24 protein-coding genes and 1 tRNA gene are annotated in these 22,468 nt (G+C 41.6%); 16 read left to right on the top strand and 9 right to left on the bottom strand.

From position 1 onward, the window contains the following. Nucleotides 1–96: 96 nt before the first annotated feature. Nucleotides 97–378: a hypothetical protein gene (locus J2W55_RS05825; RefSeq protein ID WP_310093001.1), complete on the bottom strand. Its 282-nt coding sequence runs from the start codon at nucleotides 376–378 to the stop codon at nucleotides 97–99. A gap of 3 nt (nucleotides 379–381) precedes the next feature. Further along, nucleotides 382–660 carry a helix-turn-helix domain-containing protein gene (locus J2W55_RS05820; protein WP_310092998.1) on the bottom strand — a complete coding sequence of 93 codons (279 nt, stop codon included), beginning with the start codon at nucleotides 658–660 and terminating at the stop codon, nucleotides 382–384. 295 nt (nucleotides 661–955) lie between these two features. On the opposite strand from J2W55_RS05820, the gene J2W55_RS05815 reads away from it, so the two are divergent. Both J2W55_RS05815 and J2W55_RS05810 read left to right on the top strand, forming a co-directional pair. Further along, nucleotides 956–2,023, top strand: a complete 1,068-nt coding sequence (locus J2W55_RS05815; protein ID WP_310092995.1) for a protein kinase domain-containing protein — start codon at nucleotides 956–958, stop codon at nucleotides 2,021–2,023. Beyond that, nucleotides 2,023–3,558 carry a tetratricopeptide repeat protein gene (locus J2W55_RS05810; RefSeq protein ID WP_310092993.1) on the top strand — a complete coding sequence of 512 codons (1,536 nt, stop codon included), beginning with the start codon at nucleotides 2,023–2,025 and terminating at the stop codon, nucleotides 3,556–3,558. The genes J2W55_RS05815 and J2W55_RS05810 overlap by 1 nt, the downstream gene beginning before the upstream one ends. On the opposite strand, the gene J2W55_RS05805 is transcribed toward J2W55_RS05810, so the two are convergent. Next, entirely contained in the window at nucleotides 3,548–4,432 is an 885-nt protein-coding gene (locus J2W55_RS05805) for an ImmA/IrrE family metallo-endopeptidase (RefSeq protein ID WP_310092992.1), read from the bottom strand. The two genes, J2W55_RS05810 and J2W55_RS05805, sit on opposite strands and share 11 nt — an antisense overlap. Then, a complete protein-coding gene (locus tag J2W55_RS05800; RefSeq protein ID WP_310092990.1) occupies nucleotides 4,419–4,772 on the bottom strand; it encodes a helix-turn-helix domain-containing protein in 354 nt (117 codons plus the stop codon). The genes J2W55_RS05805 and J2W55_RS05800 overlap by 14 nt, the downstream gene beginning before the upstream one ends. 157 nt (nucleotides 4,773–4,929) lie before the next feature. On the opposite strand from J2W55_RS05800, the gene J2W55_RS05795 reads away from it, so the two are divergent. Genes J2W55_RS05795 through J2W55_RS05780 form a run of 4 tightly spaced genes read left to right on the top strand, consistent with a single transcriptional unit; the run spans nucleotide 4,930 to nucleotide 7,679 of the window. Then, the gene (locus J2W55_RS05795) at nucleotides 4,930–5,604 is read left to right on the top strand and encodes a multiubiquitin domain-containing protein (protein WP_310092988.1); all 675 of its coding nucleotides are present in this window, start codon (nucleotides 4,930–4,932) and stop codon (nucleotides 5,602–5,604) included. An 8-nt stretch (nucleotides 5,605–5,612) separates the two neighbouring features. Further along, entirely contained in the window at nucleotides 5,613–5,954 is a 342-nt protein-coding gene (locus J2W55_RS05790) for a hypothetical protein (protein WP_310092986.1), read from the top strand. Next, nucleotides 5,951–7,279, top strand: coding sequence for a ThiF family adenylyltransferase (locus tag J2W55_RS05785; protein ID WP_310092983.1), 1,329 nt, complete (start codon nucleotides 5,951–5,953; stop codon nucleotides 7,277–7,279). Before J2W55_RS05790 ends, J2W55_RS05785 begins: the two co-directional genes overlap by 4 nt. Before the next feature lie 28 nt (nucleotides 7,280–7,307). Next, nucleotides 7,308–7,679 (top strand): lamin tail domain-containing protein, encoded by a 372-nt coding sequence (locus J2W55_RS05780; RefSeq protein WP_310092981.1) that lies wholly within the window; start codon nucleotides 7,308–7,310, stop codon nucleotides 7,677–7,679. Nucleotides 7,680–7,860: 181 nt separating this feature from the next. Here the strand turns inward: J2W55_RS05780 and J2W55_RS05775 are convergent, their stop codons facing one another. From J2W55_RS05775 to J2W55_RS05765, 3 genes are all read right to left on the bottom strand, one after another. After that, complete coding sequence (locus J2W55_RS05775; protein ID WP_310092979.1) at nucleotides 7,861–9,078, bottom strand: site-specific integrase; 1,218 nt, start codon at nucleotides 9,076–9,078, stop codon at nucleotides 7,861–7,863. A gap of 259 nt (nucleotides 9,079–9,337) precedes the next feature. Further along, nucleotides 9,338–9,424 (bottom strand) — tRNA-Ser (locus J2W55_RS05770). Between the two features lie 82 nt (nucleotides 9,425–9,506). Then, on the bottom strand, nucleotides 9,507–11,573 hold the full coding sequence (locus J2W55_RS05765; protein ID WP_310092977.1) for an HD family phosphohydrolase: 2,067 nt from the start codon (nucleotides 11,571–11,573) through the stop codon (nucleotides 9,507–9,509). 113 nt (nucleotides 11,574–11,686) lie between these two features. On the opposite strand from J2W55_RS05765, the gene J2W55_RS05760 reads away from it, so the two are divergent. The 10 genes from J2W55_RS05760 (at nucleotide 11,687) to J2W55_RS05715 (ending at nucleotide 21,662) form a co-directional block, all read left to right on the top strand. Beyond that, nucleotides 11,687–12,544 carry an SPFH domain-containing protein gene (locus J2W55_RS05760; RefSeq protein ID WP_310092975.1) on the top strand — a complete coding sequence of 286 codons (858 nt, stop codon included), beginning with the start codon at nucleotides 11,687–11,689 and terminating at the stop codon, nucleotides 12,542–12,544. A 4-nt stretch (nucleotides 12,545–12,548) separates the two neighbouring features. Then, entirely contained in the window at nucleotides 12,549–13,088 is a 540-nt protein-coding gene (locus J2W55_RS05755) for a hypothetical protein (RefSeq protein WP_310092974.1), read from the top strand. A gap of 1 nt (nucleotide 13,089) precedes the next feature. After that, nucleotides 13,090–13,260, top strand: coding sequence for a type II toxin-antitoxin system antitoxin (locus J2W55_RS05750; RefSeq protein ID WP_310092972.1), 171 nt, complete (start codon nucleotides 13,090–13,092; stop codon nucleotides 13,258–13,260). Nucleotides 13,261–13,673: 413 nt separating this feature from the next. Beyond that, the gene (locus J2W55_RS05745) at nucleotides 13,674–14,852 is read left to right on the top strand and encodes an acetyl-CoA C-acyltransferase (protein ID WP_310092970.1); all 1,179 of its coding nucleotides are present in this window, start codon (nucleotides 13,674–13,676) and stop codon (nucleotides 14,850–14,852) included. A gap of 104 nt (nucleotides 14,853–14,956) precedes the next feature. Beyond that, on the top strand, nucleotides 14,957–15,871 hold the full coding sequence (locus J2W55_RS05740; protein ID WP_310092968.1) for a hypothetical protein: 915 nt from the start codon (nucleotides 14,957–14,959) through the stop codon (nucleotides 15,869–15,871). 118 nt (nucleotides 15,872–15,989) lie between these two features. Further along, nucleotides 15,990–17,477 carry a POT-type proton-dependent oligopeptide transporter gene (locus J2W55_RS05735; protein WP_310092966.1) on the top strand — a complete coding sequence of 496 codons (1,488 nt, stop codon included), beginning with the start codon at nucleotides 15,990–15,992 and terminating at the stop codon, nucleotides 17,475–17,477. Nucleotides 17,478–17,590: 113 nt separating this feature from the next. After that, nucleotides 17,591–18,322 carry a polyprenol monophosphomannose synthase gene (locus J2W55_RS05730; RefSeq protein WP_310092963.1) on the top strand — a complete coding sequence of 244 codons (732 nt, stop codon included), beginning with the start codon at nucleotides 17,591–17,593 and terminating at the stop codon, nucleotides 18,320–18,322. A gap of 143 nt (nucleotides 18,323–18,465) precedes the next feature. Beyond that, nucleotides 18,466–19,488 (top strand): Holliday junction branch migration DNA helicase RuvB, encoded by a 1,023-nt coding sequence (gene ruvB, locus J2W55_RS05725; RefSeq protein ID WP_310092961.1) that lies wholly within the window; start codon nucleotides 18,466–18,468, stop codon nucleotides 19,486–19,488. Between the two features lie 22 nt (nucleotides 19,489–19,510). Further along, on the top strand, nucleotides 19,511–20,686 hold the full coding sequence (locus J2W55_RS05720; RefSeq protein ID WP_310092959.1) for a Gfo/Idh/MocA family protein: 1,176 nt from the start codon (nucleotides 19,511–19,513) through the stop codon (nucleotides 20,684–20,686). 85 nt (nucleotides 20,687–20,771) lie between these two features. Next, on the top strand, nucleotides 20,772–21,662 hold the full coding sequence (locus J2W55_RS05715) for a polysaccharide deacetylase family protein (protein WP_310092957.1): 891 nt from the start codon (nucleotides 20,772–20,774) through the stop codon (nucleotides 21,660–21,662). A 101-nt stretch (nucleotides 21,663–21,763) separates the two neighbouring features. On the opposite strand, the gene J2W55_RS05710 is transcribed toward J2W55_RS05715, so the two are convergent. Both J2W55_RS05710 and J2W55_RS05705 read right to left on the bottom strand, forming a co-directional pair. Next, nucleotides 21,764–21,955 carry a hypothetical protein gene (locus tag J2W55_RS05710; RefSeq protein ID WP_310092955.1) on the bottom strand — a complete coding sequence of 64 codons (192 nt, stop codon included), beginning with the start codon at nucleotides 21,953–21,955 and terminating at the stop codon, nucleotides 21,764–21,766. A 9-nt stretch (nucleotides 21,956–21,964) separates the two neighbouring features. Further along, nucleotides 21,965–22,330, bottom strand: a complete 366-nt coding sequence (locus J2W55_RS05705) for a SpoIIAA family protein (protein WP_310092953.1) — start codon at nucleotides 22,328–22,330, stop codon at nucleotides 21,965–21,967. Nucleotides 22,331–22,468 lie beyond the last annotated feature (138 nt).

Below are 22,468 nucleotides of genomic sequence, written 5' to 3'. Positions count from 1 at the left end.
CGGCAAGCAGTGTAGGGCTCTGCCCAACACCCGCTTGCTCCAATTTTTCTCCGAAAAATCGGACGCTCTTAACCGCATATCGGCTTCGCCCGTATGCTAATTGAGCAGCGCCACGCTGCTCGCCCTGTAGGGATCGTAACTCGGCTGGTAGTCAATGTAGCCGTAGGCTACGAGTTCACGGATACATTTATGATAGGTCGCCACCGATTTGATGCGCGAAAACCGCATCAGCTTTTTACGGCTGACCTGGAAGTGATCGCCGGGTTTGTCCGGGCTGTAATAGAACATGGCCATAAACAGGCTGATATGGGACGGTAACAAACGCTTATCATCACTCGCCTTTTGCAGAAACCGGTCTGCCTGCTGTGCTAATTTCATCGCTTAGTTCTTTATGGTGTTTTCTTCGAGCAGTTTGATAATATCATCCTGCTTGTAGTAAAGCAGGCTGCCGACTTTGGTATAGGCGATACTGCCGTTGATGCGCAGATTTTGGAGTGTGCCTGCGGATATTTGCAGCAATTTGCGGACTTCAACGCTTTTCAGCCATTTTTTTTCCTTTTGTTCAGAAGCAGGGCTGATGCCGAGTTTTTTTAGTTCGGCGAACAGTTCGGTCTTGAACTGTTCCAGGTCTTGTTTGGTAATTAAATCTAATGTGGTCATAATTCATTTGTATTTCAGGGCTGGCCTGTCTTTATGATGCAAATGAAATAAGGTTTGGATTTTATATGAGGGATATTGGGGGATACCCCTCATATAAATGGTTATTTAAACTCGCTCGATACGTATTTACAATAGTTGAGGTACATAAATTTAAGATTTTGTGTATTCAAACATTACTACATACTAAAATTGTTAGTAAATAAATACTGTTGTGTAAAACTATCCTGTGTCATGTTCACTAATTTCCCGATATTTATGTTTCGTCACTATTGATGCGAATTCCTAATTAATTAAAATGAGTACTGTAGCATACTTAAACCCTGCTATGCTTTTGGCTGGCAAACAATTAGATAACAATTGGAAGGTTATCGATCTTATTACCAAGCATCCTGAAGGCACGGGTGGGAATTTTTCCTATTCGTATAATGTAATCAATACCGAAACTGGCGAAAAGGCATTTTTAAAGGCACTGGATTTTTCGATGGCACTGAAATCATCAAATCCTCTACAAAGAATGGGGCAATTAACAGGTTTTTTTCAATTTGAGCAGAATATACTTGAACTGTGTAAAAACAAACGTCTTAACAGAATCATCAACCTGATTGAAGCCGGTACGGTTCCTGCTGAAGACGGTTCAATTATACCTGTTCCTTATTTTATCATGGAGTTAGCTGTTGGTGATATCTATCATCAATTGGATTTCAGTAAAAAGATCGACCACATATTAAATTTGAAAATATTGCATAGTGTATGTGTTGCTTTATATCAGTTACACAATAACGGTATAGCGCACCAGGATGTAAAACCGTCTAATATTTTAAGAATTACTGACGGACCGCATAAACTTGGTGATCTTGGCAGGGCAGATTTGCGTGGCGAAGCTACACCTTACGGCCTAATGCCCTTTGCAGGAGATCCCGCTTATGCAGCGCCAGAAGTTCATTATAAAGCCGTTTCACAAGACTGGGTTTTTAGAAGAATTGCCAGTGACGCATTTCAATTGGGTAGCATGATCACTTTTCTCTATACCCAATTGAACATGACTGCAATTATGAAAATTTATATTGCCCCTGAACACAATTGGAGTAACTGGACGCAAACATATCGTGAGGTTCTTCCTTATCTTTATGTTGCTTTGGAGCAATCTATCGATTTTTTTAAAAGCAATGTGGATGATAAAGAATTGGGCGAAGAATTAGGTAACTTACTATATCAGTTATGCGACCCCGATCCGAATAAACGAGGGCATCCTAAAACGATATTCGGTAAAAATAAAACGATCAGTTTAGAACGTTATAACACGATATTTGACCGTCTATTGAAAAAGCAGGAAATGAACGCGCTTAAACTAAGAATGAACTGATGGCCGGTTGGGTGCATAACGAAAAGAATAGGAACGTCATACCGCGTTGGCGGGACTTCAAGCAGACTTTACAATCTAAAGAGTTAAGCCCGATTGGCAATACTAAACCTCTTCAGGAACCATTAAGCCCAAACTTTCATACCGGTAAAATTCGTGACTGGGAGGCAACCAAATCCGTTAAGAATGCTGTAGAATTGCTTAACTCGTCCATTATCCTGGAAGACCAAGTTTATTCGGCTGAAGCGGCCTCCTTTCTGCGGTTTAACATCAATGCAACTAAGCCTTTGAAAGATGTATCGGAACGACTTTTGTTTCCTACGGAACATGACGATTCTTTTATTCAACTGCTTGACCTGGATCAATTTGACCAAATCATTGGCAATAAAATAAATAGCTTGCGCCAATGCCTTAACCATAACCCTTTTAATTCTATCAGTTGGATTGAACTTGGGCGTTTGTTTTTGATCATTGGTAAAGAACATGCGGCAGAACGTTGCATATTGGTGGCTACGCAGTTATCGCCCGATAATCGATACATTAGCCGGGTTGCATCACGTTTTTTTACTCACACTGGGGACTATAAAAAAGCAAAGCATATCTTAAAAAGTAATATTGCTTTTAAGTTTGATCCCTGGTTATTATCTGCCGACATCGGCATTTCATCTTTAGATAATAAAGCCTCATTTAATATTAAAAGAGGCACAGAGTTAATTATTTCAAAAAACCATTCTCCTTACGATTTAAATGAATTGCTTTCCGCAATAGCGACTGTAGAATTAAATTCGGGAAGTGTAAAAAACTCAAAGCGGTTATTCAACCAATCTCTGGTCAGCCCTAATGATAATTCGCTTGCGCAGGCAGTATGGGCAAAAAATCATATTCTTGATCTCGATGTTAACCAAGGCATTTTTGACAGAACACCTAATATCTTTGAGGCAAAGGCTTACCAATTTTTCTATAGCAAATCCTGGGGACCGGCGTATTCAAGTACATTACAATGGTTTATTGACCAACCGTTTTCAAGAGAGCCGGCGGCTTTTGGATCTTTTATAGCAGCCTCCGTGCTGGAAAAATATGACGAAGCCATCAAGATTAGTAATTACGGGCTGCGAGCCACTCCCGGCGACTTTACCTTACTGAATAATCTGGCCTTTTCATACCTAAAAAAAGACGATACAGTTAATGCACAACAGGTTTTGAATAAAATAAATGCGGAAGGTTTGAGTGAGCAGTATAAGGTTGTCTACCTGGCTACGCGAGGCCTGCTTTATTATAAACTTGGGCAGCCTGAAATAGGGGGATTGCTATATCGTCAGGCAAGTGAGTTGGCCGGAAAAATAAAAGATAAAAAATTGCAATTGTTTGCGGATTTTCATCACCTATCAATCCAACTGGAGCTGCAAAAAAAAGAAGAACATTTGTTAAAGTTAGATGCGCTGGTTAAGCAGTTGGCACCTCTTCAAGTGGTTTATTTGAAAGATCTCGTGAAAAATCTGTTCAAACGACTGGATATTGATAAGCCGATCAATATTTAACCACAAAGTTGGTGCGAGACTTAACGGATTCCCCCAGTGGAAACATAAATACAAAAACATTATGTCCGTTGTGGAAATAATGGTAATTACATTTGATTACTTCGCCCAGCCAATCGATTTCCAACTGGCTTTTTAATAAACGTCTATTTTCTAAGAAGTTCCGTACAAAGGGGGCATCATCATCAAATTCTTCTCCCCAACCAACCATACCCCATTCATCGGTAAATGCCGGTGATTGTATGTATGTTCTCAATGTTAATTTAGTGGGGCTAAATGTCCCTGATTTCTCCTTATTCAAAATCAGCAACGCGCATCTTTTTGGAGAATTTTCTACGTAACGGCGAATAGCAGCATGAAATGAGCCGCCGAATAGCTTTGACAATTCTAAGCAGGTGGCCAGTTCCAATGGAAATTCCTTCATTTTATCAGTAAATAACTGCAATTGAAAAAGAGCTGACGACGCAAAATAGTTAGCCTCTGATTCGAATTCTTCATTGATGTCCGGGTCAAGTGTTTCGTCATTATCCTCCAAAAATTTCAAAAGTTTGCCCTGCCACCCTAAAAGCTCATGCCCGGCTTCGTGCAGTTTTACGAATTTGATTTTAGTCGCAGGTGCCGATAAGTCAAGATAAATGGTTTTCTCACGACGGTCAAGAACACCTCGGATTTTTGCCAGCCCACGCTTTAGTATTAAGCCTTGTTTTGCAAAAAATGTGTTTGGGATAATGCTTAGATCAACGTGCGAGTTTACGCGCAAATCGGCGTATTTAATGATTCTGTCGACAGGGGTCGGAAATACACCCAACGAGTTCGATTTTGATAAGGCATCTAAAACAATGCGTTCTATATCATCTTTTTTGTCATGGCTTATCATCCTTTTGCTGGTGTCTTAAGTATTTTAAATATTTGATCAGTTCTTCGCGCTCGTAATCTGTCAGGTTTTCTGAAGAAAAAGCAAAATCATTTTTTGCAGTAGACGTTTCTTTCTTTTCGACGATCCCGGCAGTCACCATCAGATCATCAAAATCAATTTTAAATAATCCTGAAAGTTTATAAAGGGTATTTGCAGAAGGTTTTTTGATCTTGTCATTTTCTAACTGACTTAAGTAAGCGTTAGATATACCCGACTGTGTTTCCACTTCTCTTAAAGAAAGACGACGTAACTCCCGCGCCTCTTTCAATAATCCGCCTAATGTTTTGTTATCTGTTGCCATAGTACAAATGTATAAACTCTAAATTTAATAAGCAAGTGCTAAATTTATCAATCTAATTATCAAGCAATTGCTAAATATATCAAATATTTATTTAGCAATTGCTTGATATATTTAGCAAAAGCTTTATATTTGCGGCAGTTACTTAATTAATTTAACAATGGAAACACCAAACAAGGGGGCAGGCCTTTCAAATGCCAACATTTTAAAACTGATCATCGAGGGTAAATCCCACGATTGGAAAGAACAGTACATCCTGGGTAAACAAGTACGCGAATTAGGCCAGGCGCCTGCTGAAAGTGAAACTTTCTTAGCTATTCAAAAGCCTTGGGAAGATGAACTTATCGGAGATGATGATAAGGTTGACCTCGCCCGCCCAGGCATCGAGCAATTTTATTTTAGGCCCGTACTCTTACTGACCATCAACGGGAAAATTTACAAATGGTACGAACAGTTCATTACGGGACTTGAGGTAAAACAATTGGCGGGCATCTCTGTAGAAGACCACCTTTGGCTGGCGATAAAAAAGCCATGGGAGGATGAGAAGATCGGAAACGAAGAAAAAGTCGACCTGGCACGTCCGGGAATCGAACATTTTTATTCGAAGCCGGAGGAACCAAAGGAAGTGGTTATTACCATCAATAAGGTAGAGTACCAAGTAAAACCAGGCATACACACCGTAGCCAATTTGAAAAGTACCGGCGGCGTACCTTCGGCCTATGAGTTGGAGCAGGTTATCGCAGGTAAACTGACGCCTTTAAAAGATGATGCGAGTGTGGAAATTAAGGGCGGTGAGCAGTTTGTAAGTCATGTAAGGGATGGTTCTTCTTCTTAATTAACGCTATGAAATTCCCCGAAGAACAAATTGATGCCCTAAAGGCGATTATCCCCTCCGTTAGCCAGGCTAACGAGGGGGGATATGATTATTTATTACTTGAAAACCTGATCCTGCCTGATGGTTGTCAGCCCGCTGTTACAGATGCTTTACTATGTCCTAGTCCAAGAGAAGGCTATTCATCCCGCTTATTTTTCGCCAGCCAAATAACAGGTGGCCCGCAGCGTAACTGGAATGGAAATATCCGGGCGCTGGGGCGTAACTGGTATGCAGTATCGTGGCAGACCATACCTGGATTAAAACTGGTAGAAATGTTAATGATCCATTTAAAAGCCCTACGTCACCCATGAAAACAAATATAATTAAACTAAGATTGCCTGGTAGTCTCTATCAGCGCATCATGACAGATTTGAAACGACCGCATGATTTTGCATACGAGCGAGTTGGTTTTATTTTTGGCGTTACCACCACAATTAATGAGTACACCCGTTTAATCACTTTTAACGGGTATCAGCCAGTTGACGACGATGACTATATTAAAGATGATAGCGTAGGCGCATGCATCGGCTCGCGTGCTATCCGCAGTGCAATGCAACGGGTAATGGACCAAAGTTGCAGCGCATTTCATGTGCATTTGCATAACCATAAGGGGCAACCAAAGCCGAGCGGAGACGACATAGCTGGCTTGCCTCCGGTAATAGATAGCCTTGCAAATATAGACCCGGACCAACCACATGGCGTATTAATTTTGAGTAAAGATTCTTTTTTTTCCTGGGTTAAGGTAAAAGGCGAGATACAATTGGTAATTCCCGAAATCATCAGCGCTGTTCGTTACCCTATGGTTATTCAGTTCCCCAGCGAAAAGAAAGCCGCTTTAAATAAACTTTTGCTGCGCCAGTCATTTTTAGGTGAACGTTCTACGGCTATTTTCGAGCATATTAAAGTTGGAGTTGTTGGACTTGGTGGCGGCGGTTCCCATTTGGTACAGCAGCTTGCCCATCTTGGCATTAAACATTTTACACTTTTTGATTTTGATAAAGTAGAAGACAGCAATCACAACCGGCTGATCGGCGCACATTTCGCGGATATTAAGCGGAAACTTTCTAAAACCGAAATCGCGAGAAGGCTGATACTCGCAATTAACCCCAAGGCGGAAATCACCATTGTTAATGCTCGTTGGCAGGAAGCCACGGATAAACTACAGCAATGTGAGGTAGCTTTCGGCGGCGTAGATACCTACGAAGATCGGGGACAGTTGGAAGCCGAATGCCGCAGGTATCTAATACCTTTAATTGATATCGGGATGGATGTACACCAGACCGAGCAAGGTTTTCATATCTCAGGTCAGGTTATTCTCTCGATGCCCGGCCAATCCTGTATGCGCTGCCTGGGTTTTATCAATGAAGATAAATTGGCCATGGAAGCCGCGAAATATGGTAAAGTTGGAGGGCGTCCACAGGTTGTTTGGCCGAACGGTTTACTGGCTTCATCTGCCGTAGGTATATTTACCGACCTGGTAACCGGCTGGTCTGGCCAACAGGAACGCATCGTCTATCTTGCATACGACGGTAACAGCGGTTTAATTAGTAACCACGTCCGGTTAGAGTATCTTGAACCTGATTGCGATCATTATACATTAGAGCAATTAGGCCCCCCGAAATTTATTAAACTTTAAAATATTCTATCACTTAACAATTAATATCATGAGCTTAAAAATTATTAATGTAGTCAATGCCAACAAACCTGAAGGGGAGTATGTTGTCCTAAAAACAGAGGAAGATTTAAACACCGCAGGTTATGCTGTTGTGGACAGAACGTTTGACATGAATGGAAAAGTATCGAATGAATTCAGGCATATTTTTGTCTTCCCAAATCTCAAAATCAAAAATGGCGATTATATATTTCTCCATACTGCAAAAGGCACGTACAGTTCGAACAGTAATAGGGCTGGTACTACCACGCACCATTTATATTGGGGATCGGGTGATTGCGTATGGAATGACAACGGCGGTGACGTGGCCAGTCTGATCAGTTATAAATTGGTCAATTCCGTAAAAGTACCTCCAGTAGCATAATCCGTAAATGGACTTTATCAGTCACTTTCCGATACGCTTAGCAACCATAGCTATTAAGCAACTGGATGTAACTGCATCCAGTTGCTTTTGCATATAATTACATACGGGGTTATTCCATATTTTGAATAACTCTTTCAGTACCTCATTGAGATGCAGGATAATTAGCATCTTAATGCTTTGTTCATCGTGAGGCAAACTTCGTTTTCAGTGCAGCCATATCTGCACCAACTTTTATATCGAGTATTTTAGCGTAATGCTGGGTTATCCTGAGATTAGTATGCCCTAACATTTTTGACACGCTTTCGATTGGTACCCCGTTCAATAGCGTTACGGTAGTGGCAAAGGTGTGACGTGCAGTATGAAAAGTAACGGGCTTATCTATATTACACAAGTCTGCAATTTCTTTGAGGTAGGCATTCATCTTTTGATTGCTGGAAACCGGGAATACTTTACCGGTGCGTTCACAATGCGGGTGGTCGGCATACCGCGCGATCAGGTTGAGCGCCGCAGGCAATAACGGAACACGCGCAGAGGTGGACGTTTTTTGCCGTTTAATATCGATCCATTTCTCACCGTCCACGCCCTTGACAATATCGCTGCTACGCAGCTTTTGCACGTCAATGTAGGCCAGCCCCGTATAACAGCAAAACAGGAAAATATCCCGCACTTGTGACAAACGGCCTGTTCCTATATTTTTATGAGCCACCTCGTCAAGTTCGTCCGTGGTCAGGTAAACCCGGTCAACGACTCTCATTCTTTTTTTATAGTGTAAAAAGGGATCAGCCTTTATCCAACCGTTAGCCATACAGATGCGGACGATCTTACCAAAGTTGCGGATGTTTTTGACCGCCGAATTATTGGCACAATTGCATTGGGAGCGCAGGTAAAAATCGAAGTCGCGGATAAAAGCGTTATCCACCCGCATTACTTCAATATCGTCCTGTCTATATTTGGATTTGACAAAGTTCTGCGTGTGCTTAAATGAGGTCAGGAAACAAGTCATCGTACCTTTGCTGTATTCCGTACCCAGCAAAGCTTCCATTTTGTCATTATGATCCCTGAACGTTTCGATCAGCAAGTGACTGGTATTGTATTTACCCAGGTAAGCATCCCGGATATTTTCGGCATTGATCAGTTCCCCGGCATCTTCCAATAACCGGTGGGCTTCATAAACCTTTTGCTGGAGGCCGTCCAGGAAAACATTTAACCTTCTTACGCCGTCCGCGGTTCCCTTTGCGCGCCCTGCACGGGCGTTCCAGCGGTCGGGCATCCATTCACGCCCGGTAGTGGTTTCAGATCGCTTACCATTGACGGTAATGCGCAGGTAGACCGGCCAGGGGCCGTCCTGATAATTTTTCGGCTTTCTCAGGAAAAAAAGCATCATAAAATTGGCACTCATCTTTACTAAATTTTACGTGAACAAATTTAGCATTGCAGATACCGTAAAATCAAGATGTTCAATTTCTGAACTTGCTGAACATCAGATAATTAGATCACTTCTGGTGAGTAGCAGCCGTTTGGCCGTTTACTCACCTATTACTCACTTGTTTGCTTAAAACAGGTGTATAATCCGGGTGAGTAGCGGGTGAGTAGCAAAAAGCAAAAGCCTGCAATCATCTGATTTGCAGGCTTTTAATTCATTTTGTGACGCTTAATTGCGGTGAGGGAGGGATTCGAACCCTCGGTACAGTTTCCCGTACGTCAGTTTAGCAAACTGATCCTTTCGGCCTCTCAGGCACCTCACCATATTCTTTTCAATATGTTCCCCGTTTTTCGGGATTGCAAATATAGTAATTCAAGTTACGCGTCAAAAAAAAAGTTCTATTTTTAATAATCTATCCGTACGTGATAAATACTCATCAGCATCCGTTTAAAAATAGTTTTGATGGTTTCAATATCTTTCAGGGTTATATTGCTGTCTTTCAACTGGTTCTGATCAAGCTTATACTTCACTATCCTGTCAACCAAAATACTTATCGACTCCTCATCGGGTTCTTTCAACGAACGTGAAGCTGCTTCAACCGAGTCGGCGAGCATCAAAACACCGGCTTCTTTGGAGAAAGGGATGGGTCCGGGGTACCTGAAAATGTTCTCGTTGATGAATTTTTCGGGAAAATTCTTTAATGACGACTGGTAAAAATAGTCCACCCTCGTATTGCCATGGTGCGTGCGTATAAAATCGATCACGATCTCGGGCAGGTTTGCCTTACGCGCCATTTCAATCCCCTTGCTTACGTGCCTGATTATGATCTGCGCGCTTTCTTCATAAGGCAGCTTATCATGCGGGTTGAATCCTGAGCTTTGGTTCTCGATAAAAAACAACGGGTTTTCCATTTTGCCAATATCATGGTACAGCGCCCCTGCCCTTACCAGCAAAGCATTGCCGCCAATGGTATATATAGCATTTTCGGCAAGGTTGGCTACCTGTAACGAATGCTGAAACGTACCCGGGGCTGTAAAGGCCAGTTCGCGCAGCAATGGCGCGTTGGTGTTGGTAAGCTCAATAAGGGTGATATCAGATGTAATGGCAAATATTTTTTCAAAAAGATAAATGAGCGGATAAGCCAGCAATGTTAATAATACGCTTACCACAAAGGGTAAAAAATCCATCCAGTCAATATCCAGGAAAGTACCCTCCCGCGTAAAGGTGATACCCAAAAAGGCCACAAAATAGGTAAAAGTGATGATAACGGCCGAAATGAGGAACTGCTCGCGCCGGATCAGGTTTTTAATGGAGTAAATGGATACCATACCCGCCGTGATCTCATAATAGGCAAATTCAAAACTGTTGGGTACAAAAAACCCGGCAATTAACACCACAAGCAGGTGAATATTTAACGCGAGCCTGGTATCAAACAAAATGCGGATAATGATTGGTACTATACAATATGGTATATAATACAAATTGGGCAGCTGCATTTTTATGGCCAGCGATAAGGTGGCAAGCATTGCCGTGATCACCAGTAATATCAATCCCACCAAACGGTTATCGGCATAAATATCTTTCCTGAAAAGGTAAAGAAATATCATTAACAGCGATATGGCTATGGATACCAGTAAAAACTGGCCCAGCAATACCAGCTTGCGGTTGCCATTGGTGCGGGCATTATCTTCAAAGGCCTGTTTGTATGATTCCAGCTTTTGATAAACATCGTCATTAATAACCGATCCCTTATAAACTATCACCTCCCCTTTTTGAACCATGCCACGGGTGATAGACAATCCGTCAACCGCCTCATTTACTAATCGCGAGGTAAGGTTATTATCATAGCTTAAATTATTCTGCAACCTGTTTTGCAGCAGATCAAGCAAAAAGGCTTTGTCAAGATCGGTACGCTTGCTCAGTATCTTATCACAATAAGCCAAAGCCTTTTCTTTGGTAAACAGCTCATTGGTATTTTTTTCGGTAGCAACATTTTTGTTTAAAATGGTGATTGGATAATTCTCGGAATTTACCTGGTATTGGGCGTTAAGCTTTAAAATACCGGTTTCATATATTTCTTTTAACAGATTGGTGGCGGCTAAAATATACTGAGGTTTAAGCCTGTCATTAATACCGGCGTTATGCCATTTTATTTCAATATCGTTTTTAAAACCTTCTGTTTGCTGAACTTGAACCGCAGGATCTAACTGGTATATGGGTGTTACACTTTCACGGGCGGCTTTCTGGTCGTTCTTAATTTCCTGTGCTGTTTTTAAGATAGCGAAATTATAGGGCGATACCAGATCCTTTTGGTTCCATATACGTCCTTTTTCATATTCGTAACTGAATTTTGCCTGCTTGGGTAAAAAAAACACAATAAGACTGATGCTTAGCAGCATCATCAAAAACTTAACATTGCGGGCATATTTGCGCAGCAAAGCCTTTTGGCGCGAAGAAGATAGTTTTGCCATTTATTTAATTAACCATTCAAAAATAATATAAGTTTCTGTTAAATGCAGTTTTTCTTGCTTTTATCAATTTAAAGTTGATATCTTTATGATATCAATTTAAAATCACCTTTATCATGGAATCTGAAAAAATCATCAACCCTCCGTCCGGTTTTACCGCATTTGCTTTGTTCCTGGTATCATTAGTCATCGCCGCTATTTGCTTCGGCTATCATCAGGCATTGCCGGCATCGATCATCCTGGTTATCGATGTTATTTTTGTGCTCCCCGGTTTGGTAATTGTAAACCCTAACGAATCAAAAGTGCTCACGCTTTTCGGCAAGTATATCGGTACCGTAAAAAAAGACGGCTTTTTTTGGGTTAACCCCTGCACCGTAAAAAAGAAGGTATCATTAAGAGCATTTAACCTCAACGGGCAGCAGCTCAAAGTAAACGACAGCATTGGTAACCCTATTGAAATTGCCGCTGTAATTGTGTGGCAGGTAAAAGATACGGCCAATGCTGTTTTTGCGGTTGAAAACTACATACAGTATGTAAATATACAAAGTGAGGCCGCAGTAAGGCACCTGGCCAACTCTTTTCCCTATGATAACCTGGAAGACGAAACAGCTCATATTACCTTACGGGGAGGTGCTGAACAGGTGAGTTTGTTGTTAGAAAAAGAACTGAACGAGCGACTGGCCCGGGCAGGAATTGAGGTATTGGAAGCCCGCATATCGCACCTGGCCTACGCGCCCGAGATTGCACACTCCATGCTGCAGGTTCAGCAAGCATCGGCCATTATAGCAGCCCGCAGACTTATTGTTGAGGGAGCCGTGGGTATGGTTGATATGGCCCTGCAAAAATTATCAGAAAAAAACATTGTTGAACTTGACGAAGAGCGTAAAGCGGCTATGGTAAGTAACCTGCTTGTAGTGCTTTGCGGCGATAAGGCCGTTAACCCGGTGGTTAATACAGGAACGTTATATCATTAATAGCATGGATCAGTTCAGAAGCTTTGATCAGCTGCGTACCGGTGAGCTATCGGTAATACGCCATGGATTTTTCAGGCCCTGGTTTGAGCTTACCGACGGCCAGTTTAGCTATGGCAAATTTAGTTACGCAAATTTATGGAAAACCTCGTCAATTTTAGCTGCAGCGCATAACACCTGGATCATCAAGCGCAAAGGTGTATTTAGCCGGTCGTTACTCATCCACGATACTAATGATATGGAAATAGGAACAATTACACCTGAACTGTGGTCGCCTAAAATAATGCTGAGCATGAACGATGGGTTTGAAGCGGTTTATTTGAAAAAGAAGGTTTTCACCCGCACGTTTACCTTAACCAACACCCAATACGGCGATATGATGAACTTTAAAACAGAGCTATTGGGATTTAAAACGCCTTTCAAAGTTTCAGTTGATCTTAACCAACTCAAAAACGTACCTAACCTGCCCCTGCTGGCTTTATTGGGTATAAACTTAATTTTATTAAAGCAGGAACGGGCTGCCGCCTCGGCGGGAGTAGGAGGTTGATATGGCAGAAAAAAAAGCATTTATATTACGTATTAATCCTGACGTACTAAAGGAGATAGAAACCTGGGCCGCCGAGGAGTTCCGGAGCACCAACGGCCAGATCGAATACCTGCTGCAACAGGCCCTGCTTGGCCGTAAAAAAAGCGCGAAAAAGAAAAAAGGAACGGAATAATTGCTTATCTTTATGCCAATAATAACCCGGTCTTTCTTTTATCAGAAAGCCGGGTTGTTTTGTTAATGGATAAATTGCAACTGTTTGCAGCAGTTTTTAAATTAGCATATTATAAGCCAATACCTTAATACTTCTTAAAATAATCTCAACACCGCAGATATTTCTCAAAAAGTGTTAAAATTGATTTTTTTGATATGTTTTTAATCAGTTTTTGATCTCTATTCATCTCGTTTTAAGCCTTAAAATGTTAAAATATAGCTTTAAAAAGTTTCTGAAGCTAAGAATGAAGGCAAAGCCCAATAAAAGAAGTGGCAGTCCGGGATCCGATTCCAAAAATAAATTATTATGCATGCATAGCTTTTCACTTTAAGCAAAATCACTAACTTTGCCCCACCAATTTTAATGAGGGACACATGAAAGAAGTAGTAATAGTAGCTGCCACACGTACACCTATAGGCAGTTTTGGAGGCAGTTTAGCAGCCATAAGCGCCACGCAGCTTGGCTCGCAGGTTATCAAAGCCGCCATTGAAAAAGCCGGTTTAAAGCCTGATCAGATACAGGAAGTTTATATGGGCAATGTGATGTCGGCCAATTTGGGGCAAGCGCCAGCTACCCAGGCTGCTATATTTGCTGGTCTACCCTATTTACCAGCCACTACGGTTAATAAAGTATGCGCATCAGGCATGAAAGCTATCATGCTGGCGGCTCAGAGTATAGCCATTGGCCAAAATGATATTGTGGTTGCCGGTGGCATGGAGAGCATGAGCAATGTACCCTATTACCTTGATAAGGCCCGCAACGGCTATCGCTTAGGCAACGGCCAAATCACCGATGGACTGGTAAAAGATGGCCTTTGGGATGTTTACAATGATTATCATATGGGTTCGGCAGCCGAGCTTTGCGCTACTGATTGCAATATCACCCGCGAAGAGCAGGATGCCTATGCCATTGAATCTTATAAACGCGCTCAAAAAGCGCAAAATGAAGGTAAATTCCGGAATGAGATAACCCCTGTTGAGTTAAAAGATAAAAAAGGCGATATTACTTTATTTGCAGAGGACGAAGAACCCAAAGCGGTAAAGTTTGAAAAAATACCTTCTTTAAAGCCTGTATTTAAACAAGGCGGCACGGTAACAGCAGCCAACGCTTCAACCCTGAATGATGGCGCAGCCGCCCTGGTATTAATGAGTCGGGAAAAAGCCGAGGAGCTGGGTATTAAACCGTTGGCCAAAATTATATCCTATGCTGATGCGCAGCAAGCCCCCGAATGGTTTACAACAGCACCGTCAAAAGCTATACCGCTGGCTTTGCACCGTGCAAATTTAGCGGCCGAGCAGATAGATTTTTTTGAGATCAACGAGGCATTCTCGGTAGTATCCATAGCCAACAATCAGCTTTTGAAACTGGATGCTGCCAAAGTTAATGTTAACGGCGGCGCGGTATCTTTAGGGCATCCGCTGGGCGCTTCTGGTGCGCGTATTATTGTTACCTTGCTATCTGTATTGCAACAAAATAATGGCAAGTACGGCGCGGCCGGGATTTGCAACGGCGGTGGCGGTGCCAGCGCAATGGTTATTGAGAATTTGCGTTAATTAAAGCAATAAACAAGTGTTGTATATGTTGCAACAGCTAACCGATATATTATTTAACTTTGTAGCTTTATAAAAATGTTAATTTCTAAATACAGGGTATGGTAATGAGGCGTTTGTGTGTATTCGTGATCTCTATTTTTATTTCTGGCCACACTTTTGGCCAGCACTTGAGTGAGGATTCGCGTACAAAACAACTAAGTATTTACCAGGATAGTCTTGCGTCATTGGGAAAGAAATTCATTAATAACGAGAATGACCTTGAACGAAAAAATGCCAATTACCTGTTTATCAAAACGCTGGTAAGTGCCTTAAAAACACCCAACTCCTTTCTGTTTCCATTTGATTCAGTTAAAAGCATCAGTATAGTTAACTCGCCCGATAACCGTTTCCGTATCCTGAGCTGGCATATTATTAACCAGGATGGTTCCTATCGCTTTTATGGAACCGTACAAATGAACACCGGCGGCCCGTTAAAAATGTTCCCGCTTGAGGATTATTCTCCATTACTAACCAACCCCGAAGATTCTGTAACCGACAATCATAAATGGTATGGAGCTCAGTATTATAAGATTGTCCCAGTTTATGCACAAAAACCTTATTATATTCTGATAGGCTGGAAGGGGAATACCGTAAAATCAACAAAAAAGGTAATTGATGTATTATCATTTACCAATGACACGCCGGTTTTTGGCTTGCCGGTTTTTGATGGCAATGGCAAAAACCGCAAAAGGGTTGTATTTGAATATGCCCGCCAGGTGTCAATGCTGCTTAAATACATACCCGACCAAAATTTAATTGTGTTTGATCACCTTGCTCCTCCCGATAAAAAAATGAAAGACCAGCCTGCAGCTTTTGGCCCCGACCTTACCTATGATGGTTATAAACTAAAAAACGGGCGGTGGGTGTATATAGATAATCTTGACATGCGGAACATCCCTGCTGGTAATGATGCAGAATTCATAGATCCTAAAAAACAAGCTGCAAAGGACAGGAGCCTCATACATTCAAATAAAAATTAAATCTTTATCACACTCTTAAAATCAAAATATTTAACGTATAATTTGTAACACTTTCAGTATAAAATTCCGAATCAAAAGATTTATACTACTTTTAACAACTTTTTATTTCAGATAAATAATGCAAAAAAGTCCAGCCGCAGCGGCTACCCCAAAATCCAGATTTCCAAAGAGCGTTCCCTATATTATTGGTAATGAAGCGGCAGAACGTTTCAGCTTTTACGGTATGCGTTCAATATTGACACTTTTTTTGGTAAACCAGTTTTTTAACCCCAATCATGTAGACGCTTTAAACGATGTGGCGAACGCGAAAGCCAATAAGCTACATCATCTATTTGTGATGGTGGCCTACGCTTTGCCATTTGTAGGTGGCATGGTGGCCGACTGGTTTACTGGCAAATACAAACTGATCTTATATGTATCGATGATTTACTGTTTGGGACATTTAATGTTGGCCATGTTTGATGGCGGCCTTGGCGGTTTTGAATTGGGCTTACTTGTGGTTGCAATTGGCGCCGGCGGCATTAAATCATGCGTATCTGCTAATGTGGGCGATCAATTTGATGCTACCAACCAGGATCTGCTTTCGAAAGTTTACGGCTGGTTCTATTTCAGTATCAATGCCGGCTCTATGATTTCAACCGTTGCTATCCCGTGGACTTATGATCACTTTGGCCCCAGGTGGGCTTTTGGTATCCCCGGTATCCTGATGGCGCTGGCTACCATCATATTTTTTTCGGGCCGTAAAAAGTATGTAAAGGTTCCTCCGCAAGGGGTTAATCGCAATAACCTGGTATTTATAACGTGGTATGCACTAACTCATTTAGGTCAACGCAAACTGGGCCAATCTATGCTTGATGTTGCCAAAGGCCCTTATGATCCCGAACGCGTTGAAGGTGTGAAGGCAGTATACCGTGTTATGTCGGTATTCTTTTTCGCATTGGCATTTTGGGCTGTTTGGGATCAGTGTTTGTCTGAATGGACCCTATATGCCGAAAGAATGGATCGGGTAATTAACCTGGGTTTTACCTCGTTCACCGTACTGCCTGGTCAGTTATCAACTGTTAATACGGTGTTTCTTCTTCTATTCATTCCATTTTTCAACTATGTTGTATATCCGTGGCTTGACAAAATTGGTTTAAAAACAACCCCGCTTCGAAGACTTGGTACCGGCCTGGTTTTAACAGTTTTATCATTCGTGGTAATTGGCATAATACACACCAGCCTGGATCATGGTGGTAAACCCTCCATTTGGTGGCAGGTGCTTGCATTTATGATACTTTCAGCAGCCGAGGTACTCGTATCTATTACCGGCCTTGAATACGCTTATACACACTCACCAAAATCAATGAAAAGTACCATGACCGGTATTTGGTTCCTGGTTGTATCGTTCGGTAACCTTATTACCGCGCTTGTTAATGGCTTAATAGAAGACGGCGGCTGGTGGGCACATAACCTTAAAGGCGCAAACTATGAATGGTTCTTTGTTATTTTCATCGCTGTGTTTATCCTGATATTTCTTTTTGTTGCACCACGCTTAAAAGAACGCAATTACATAACTGACCCTTACATAGAAAATCAGGTTTTAGCAGACACTAATAATTTATAAATTTCTACGTTATTACAGCGTAGGTAAGTTAATTAATGTTAACTGCTTTTATTTATTTTAAAACCGGGCTCAAATCAATTATTTTTGCCCATTGTTTACCTGATATTTTTTAAGTGCCCGATAGTATTGTTATAATTCCAACTTATAATGAAAAGGAAAACATCGAACGGATGATCCGTAAGGTGTTTTCCTTACCTCATGATTTTCATTTGCTCATTATTGATGATGGGTCGCCCGATGGTACCAGCATTATTGTAAAAAATTTAATGAACGTATACCCCGAGCGCCTGTTTATTCAGGAGCGTGCGGGTAAACAAGGGCTTGGAACAGCTTACATACATGGCTTTAAATGGGCTATTGCACATCATTACGATTACATTTTTGAAATGGATGCCGACTTTTCGCATAACCCCGAAGATCTGCTCAAACTAAGGCAAGCCTGTATTGATGGCGCTGATGCGGCTATAGGCTCGCGTTACAGCAATGGTGTAAATGTGGTTAACTGGCCCATGAGCAGGGTATTAATGAGTTATTTTGCGTCGGTATACGTAAGGTTTATTACGGGTATTGACGTTAGGGATTCAACGGCGGGTTTTATGTGCTACAAGCGTAAGGTCCTTGAAACCGTCAGGCTCGACAAAATAAAATTTGTGGGCTATGCTTTCCAGATAGAAATGAAATATACCAGCATTAAACATGGTTTTAAGCTGGTTGAAGTTCCCATTATATTTACCGACCGCACGGCCGGTACTTCCAAAATGTCGACCGGGATATTTAAAGAAGCGTTTTTTGGGGTGATACAAATGAAGATCAATAGTATTTTCAGGAAATATCCCGAAGGGTGATTTAATTGAGAATTCGAATTGTCCGGTTTCAGATTTTCAGCTGTTTCTCCGATAAAATATCTGCGTGTAACAATGAAGATAAAATTCCTTAATTCTGAAATCGAAAATCCAAAATCCGAAATAAAATACTAATTTCGTTGGCAATGAATGAACATCTTGATCCCGGATCTGAACGCCTTAGCAATACCGAACGCGATATTGAAAGGGTGCTGCGTCCGCAACAATTTGAAGATTTTACCGGCCAATATAAAATATTAGCCAACCTAAAAGTTTTTGTACAGGCAGCCCGCATGCGTGGCGAGGCTCTTGATCACGTGTTGCTGCACGGCCCCCCGGGGTTGGGTAAAACTACGCTATCACATATCATTGCGAATGAAATGAGCGTAGGCATTAAGATCACCTCGGGCCCGGTACTGGATAAGCCCGGCGACCTTGCCGGCTTGCTTACCAACCTGGAAACAGGCGATATTTTATTTATCGACGAGATACACCGTCTTAGTCCCCTGGTTGAAGAGTACCTGTACTCAGCCATGGAAGACTTTAAAATAGACATTATGCTGGAGAGCGGCCCCAACGCCCGTTCGGTGCAAATATCGCTTAATCCGTTTACCCTGGTGGGTGCTACTACCCGTTCGGGCTTGCTAACCGCCCCCTTAAGGGCAAGGTTTGGCATTAATTCAAGGCTTGAATATTATGATGCCAAATTGCTTACTACAATTGTGCTGCGCTCGGCATCCATCCTTAAAACCCCCATTACTGATGAGGGTGCTTATGAAATTGCCCGCCGCAGCCGCGGCACGCCCCGTATAGCCAATGCCCTGCTTCGCCGCACGCGCGATTTCGCCCAGATCAAAGGTGACGGTAATATTGATACTGCCATAGCTCAATACGCGTTGAACGCATTAAATGTAGACGAGCACGGTTTGGACGAAATGGATAATAAAATATTGATTACCATTATTGAAAAATTTAAAGGCGGGCCCGTGGGCTTAAAAACCATAGCCACTGCCGTGGGCGAAGATGAGGGCACTATTGAAGAGGTATATGAACCTTTTTTAATACAAGAAGGTTTTTTAATGCGTACAGCACGTGGCCGAGAGGCAACCGAAAGCGCTTATAAACATTTGGGTAAAATTAAATTAGGCGGCAACCCGTCGCTGTTTTAACAAAAGATCAATCAACATACTGATGAAAACAAAACTAAAACAAAGCTTTATACAGCACTGCAAAATGCTTTTAGCTTTTGCCATATTATGCGGGTTTTATATTACAAAAGCTGATGCACAGACAACACCGGCTGATTCATTAGCAAAAATAAAAGCAGATTCATTAATTGCACGCAGGATAGCAACAGGAACCAAAGTTGGTATTGCCGGTTTAAATCATGACCATATCCATTTAATTTTAAACGAATACCGCAATGGGAATGTAAACATTGTAGGCATTGCTGAGTCCGATAAAAAATTGTGGCAAAAGTTTGGTAAAATATATAATCTGCCAGATTCATTGTTCTTTGAAGATCTGAAGACCATGTGTGTTAAGCGCAAACCTACCATTGTACTCGGTTATAATACAGTTGGAAAACATATTGACATTGTTGAAACATGCGCGCCTTTAGGCATATCGGTAATGGTGGAAAAGCCATTGGCAGCTACGCTTGAACAGGCCAAAAGAATGGAATTCCTGGCGCTTAAATATTATATAAAACTGTTAACCAATTACGAGACCACCTGGTACCCATCTGTACAAAGCGCCTATAACACCGTAAAAACAGACAGTATCGGCATGATACGCAAAATGGTATTTCATGACGGCCACCAGGGCCCGCGGGAAATTGGCTGCAGTGAAGATTTTTTAAGCTGGCTTACCGACCCTGAACTTAACGGCGCCGGGGCATTAAATGACTTTGGCTGCTATGGAGCTGACATGATGACCTGGCTGATGCAAGGACAAAGGCCGATAGCGGTAACTGCAGTTGCCAAACATTATAAACCATCGGTATATCCAAAGGTAGAGGATGATGCCACCATAATTGTGGAGTATCCTAATGCCACCGGCTTAATAGAGGCATCATGGAACTGGCCTTTCAGTATAAAGGACATGGAGATTTTTGGAGCAAAAGGTTATATACACACTTTTGACAGCGATAGCCTTCAGGTAAGGGTAAATAATACTGTAAGGGACTTTAAAGCGCCCCCACTGGCATCAACGGCCAATGCACCTGTGCCATATTTTACCGCAGCCCTTAAAAACGCTTACAGGATACGTGATGATCGCTCATCATTAAAATACAATATGATTGTGATGCAGATACTGGATGCCGCGAAAAGATCAATTAAAGAAGGAAAAAGAATAGTTTTATAGAAGATTCATAAATATTTATTTTATATAATTGTAAAACCTGCACATTTATTAATTTCGCCTCATTAAATAGAATCATCGTTATAATATGTTTAAACAAGCTTTTGTGTGGTTAACCGTTTGTGCATTAGGCACAATATCCTGCCAGTCTAAACCTTCAGATAAAACAGCAGTTGCAGTTGCAACAAGTTCAGGAACGCCAGCCGCAACAAGCGGTACACCAGCGAATAATGCTGCTATTATGGCCCGTAAGCAAGTTCCTGTTGTCTGCTATCACCAGATACGCGACTGGAAACCAACCGACTCCAAAGGGGCTAAAGACTACATTGTACAGATAGCGGCATTTAAGGAGCATATTAAGATGCTGGCCGACAGCGGGTATCATACCATTTTGCCTGATCAGCTATATGCATACCTTACAACTGGTGCGGCACTGCCCAAAAAACCTATCATGCTTACTTTTGATGATACAGATCTTGACCAGTTCACTATAGCCAACCCAACTTTAAAGAAGTATGGTTTTAAAGCAGTGTATTTTGTGATGACCGTATCATTGGGCCGCCCGCATTATATGACGGCTGACATGGTTAAAAAACTATCAGATGAAGGTAATGTAATTGGAAGCCACACCTGGGACCACCACCGCGTTGACAAATACTCACATCATTCCGAGCTGAAAATAATAGGCAAGAATGGTAAGGTAACCATCCGGCCGGTTGATGACTGGGTTACCCAGATAGATAAGCCTACCAAAAAATTGGAAGAAATTACCGGTAAAAAAATAGATTATTTTGCCTACCCTTTTGGGATCTGGAAAAAACCTGTTTTGCCCGAGTTTCAAAAGAAAGGTTTCAAAATGGCCTTTCAATTGGCTGATAAACGCGATCCTGATTATCCATTGATGACAGTGAGAAGAATATTGGACAGTGGCTATTGGAGCACCAAAACATTTAGCAACAGTGTAAGAAACAGCTTTTAAGCTCACGGGAAATTCCCTTAATTACAAAAAAAGCCGTTCTTTTGTTAAAAGAACGGCTTTTTTTTATTGATCAATTTAAAATCAACGGTTCTATTTTATGACTACAGGTTTTCGCCGGCGGGCCCTTGATCTGTATTTGATGATGCCTGTTGCTTTTCGTCTTCGCCTGGTTTAAATTTGGCCTGTTTGGCCAGCAAAGTATCTTCTCCCGTATTTTCGCCTATCTCATCATTATGAAGATCAGAATCGTCATTATTGATCACTGTCTTACTTTTATTTCCTATCGTTTCCATAATGTGTAATTATTTCTCTGTTATCCATTTTACCGCTTGGTCCAATTCTTCCAATGGGTACCCCTTATACTTTCCAGGAAGGATGTATTTAAACAAGTGACTAAATTCCCTAAAGCTTTTTTGATCGGTCACAATTGCCAGCTTATTCCACCTCAAAAAGTACTTTAATCCAATTTCAATATTCCCGCACCAGGCCCCGGCTGTAAAGTTTTGAATGTTGGTTTCCAAAACCAATAAAAAATTGATTCTTCCGTTTTGCTTCACCTGTTCACTAAGCAAGGGATGCAATGCGTTCTCATAATCTTTGTTTGTAACACTACCAACTGCGTGCATACCCAACACATGCCGGGGCAGATAATCCATGTGTTCAAGCATAGTAAAATGTTTTCTTAACAGTTACAAAAACCACACCATTAATATAAAAAAGGCCTTTTTTATTAAAAATATATTCACCATTGAACGTAAACCTATAAACCCTAAATAAAAACTGCGGTATTTTATGCGTTTTATTTT

The sequence above is a fragment of the Mucilaginibacter pocheonensis genome (assembly GCF_031456535.1).
Taxonomy (GTDB): domain Bacteria; phylum Bacteroidota; class Bacteroidia; order Sphingobacteriales; family Sphingobacteriaceae; genus Mucilaginibacter; species Mucilaginibacter pocheonensis.
Note: the sequence above shows the minus strand (reverse complement) of the source record. Positions and strands in the feature narration are given on the sequence as shown.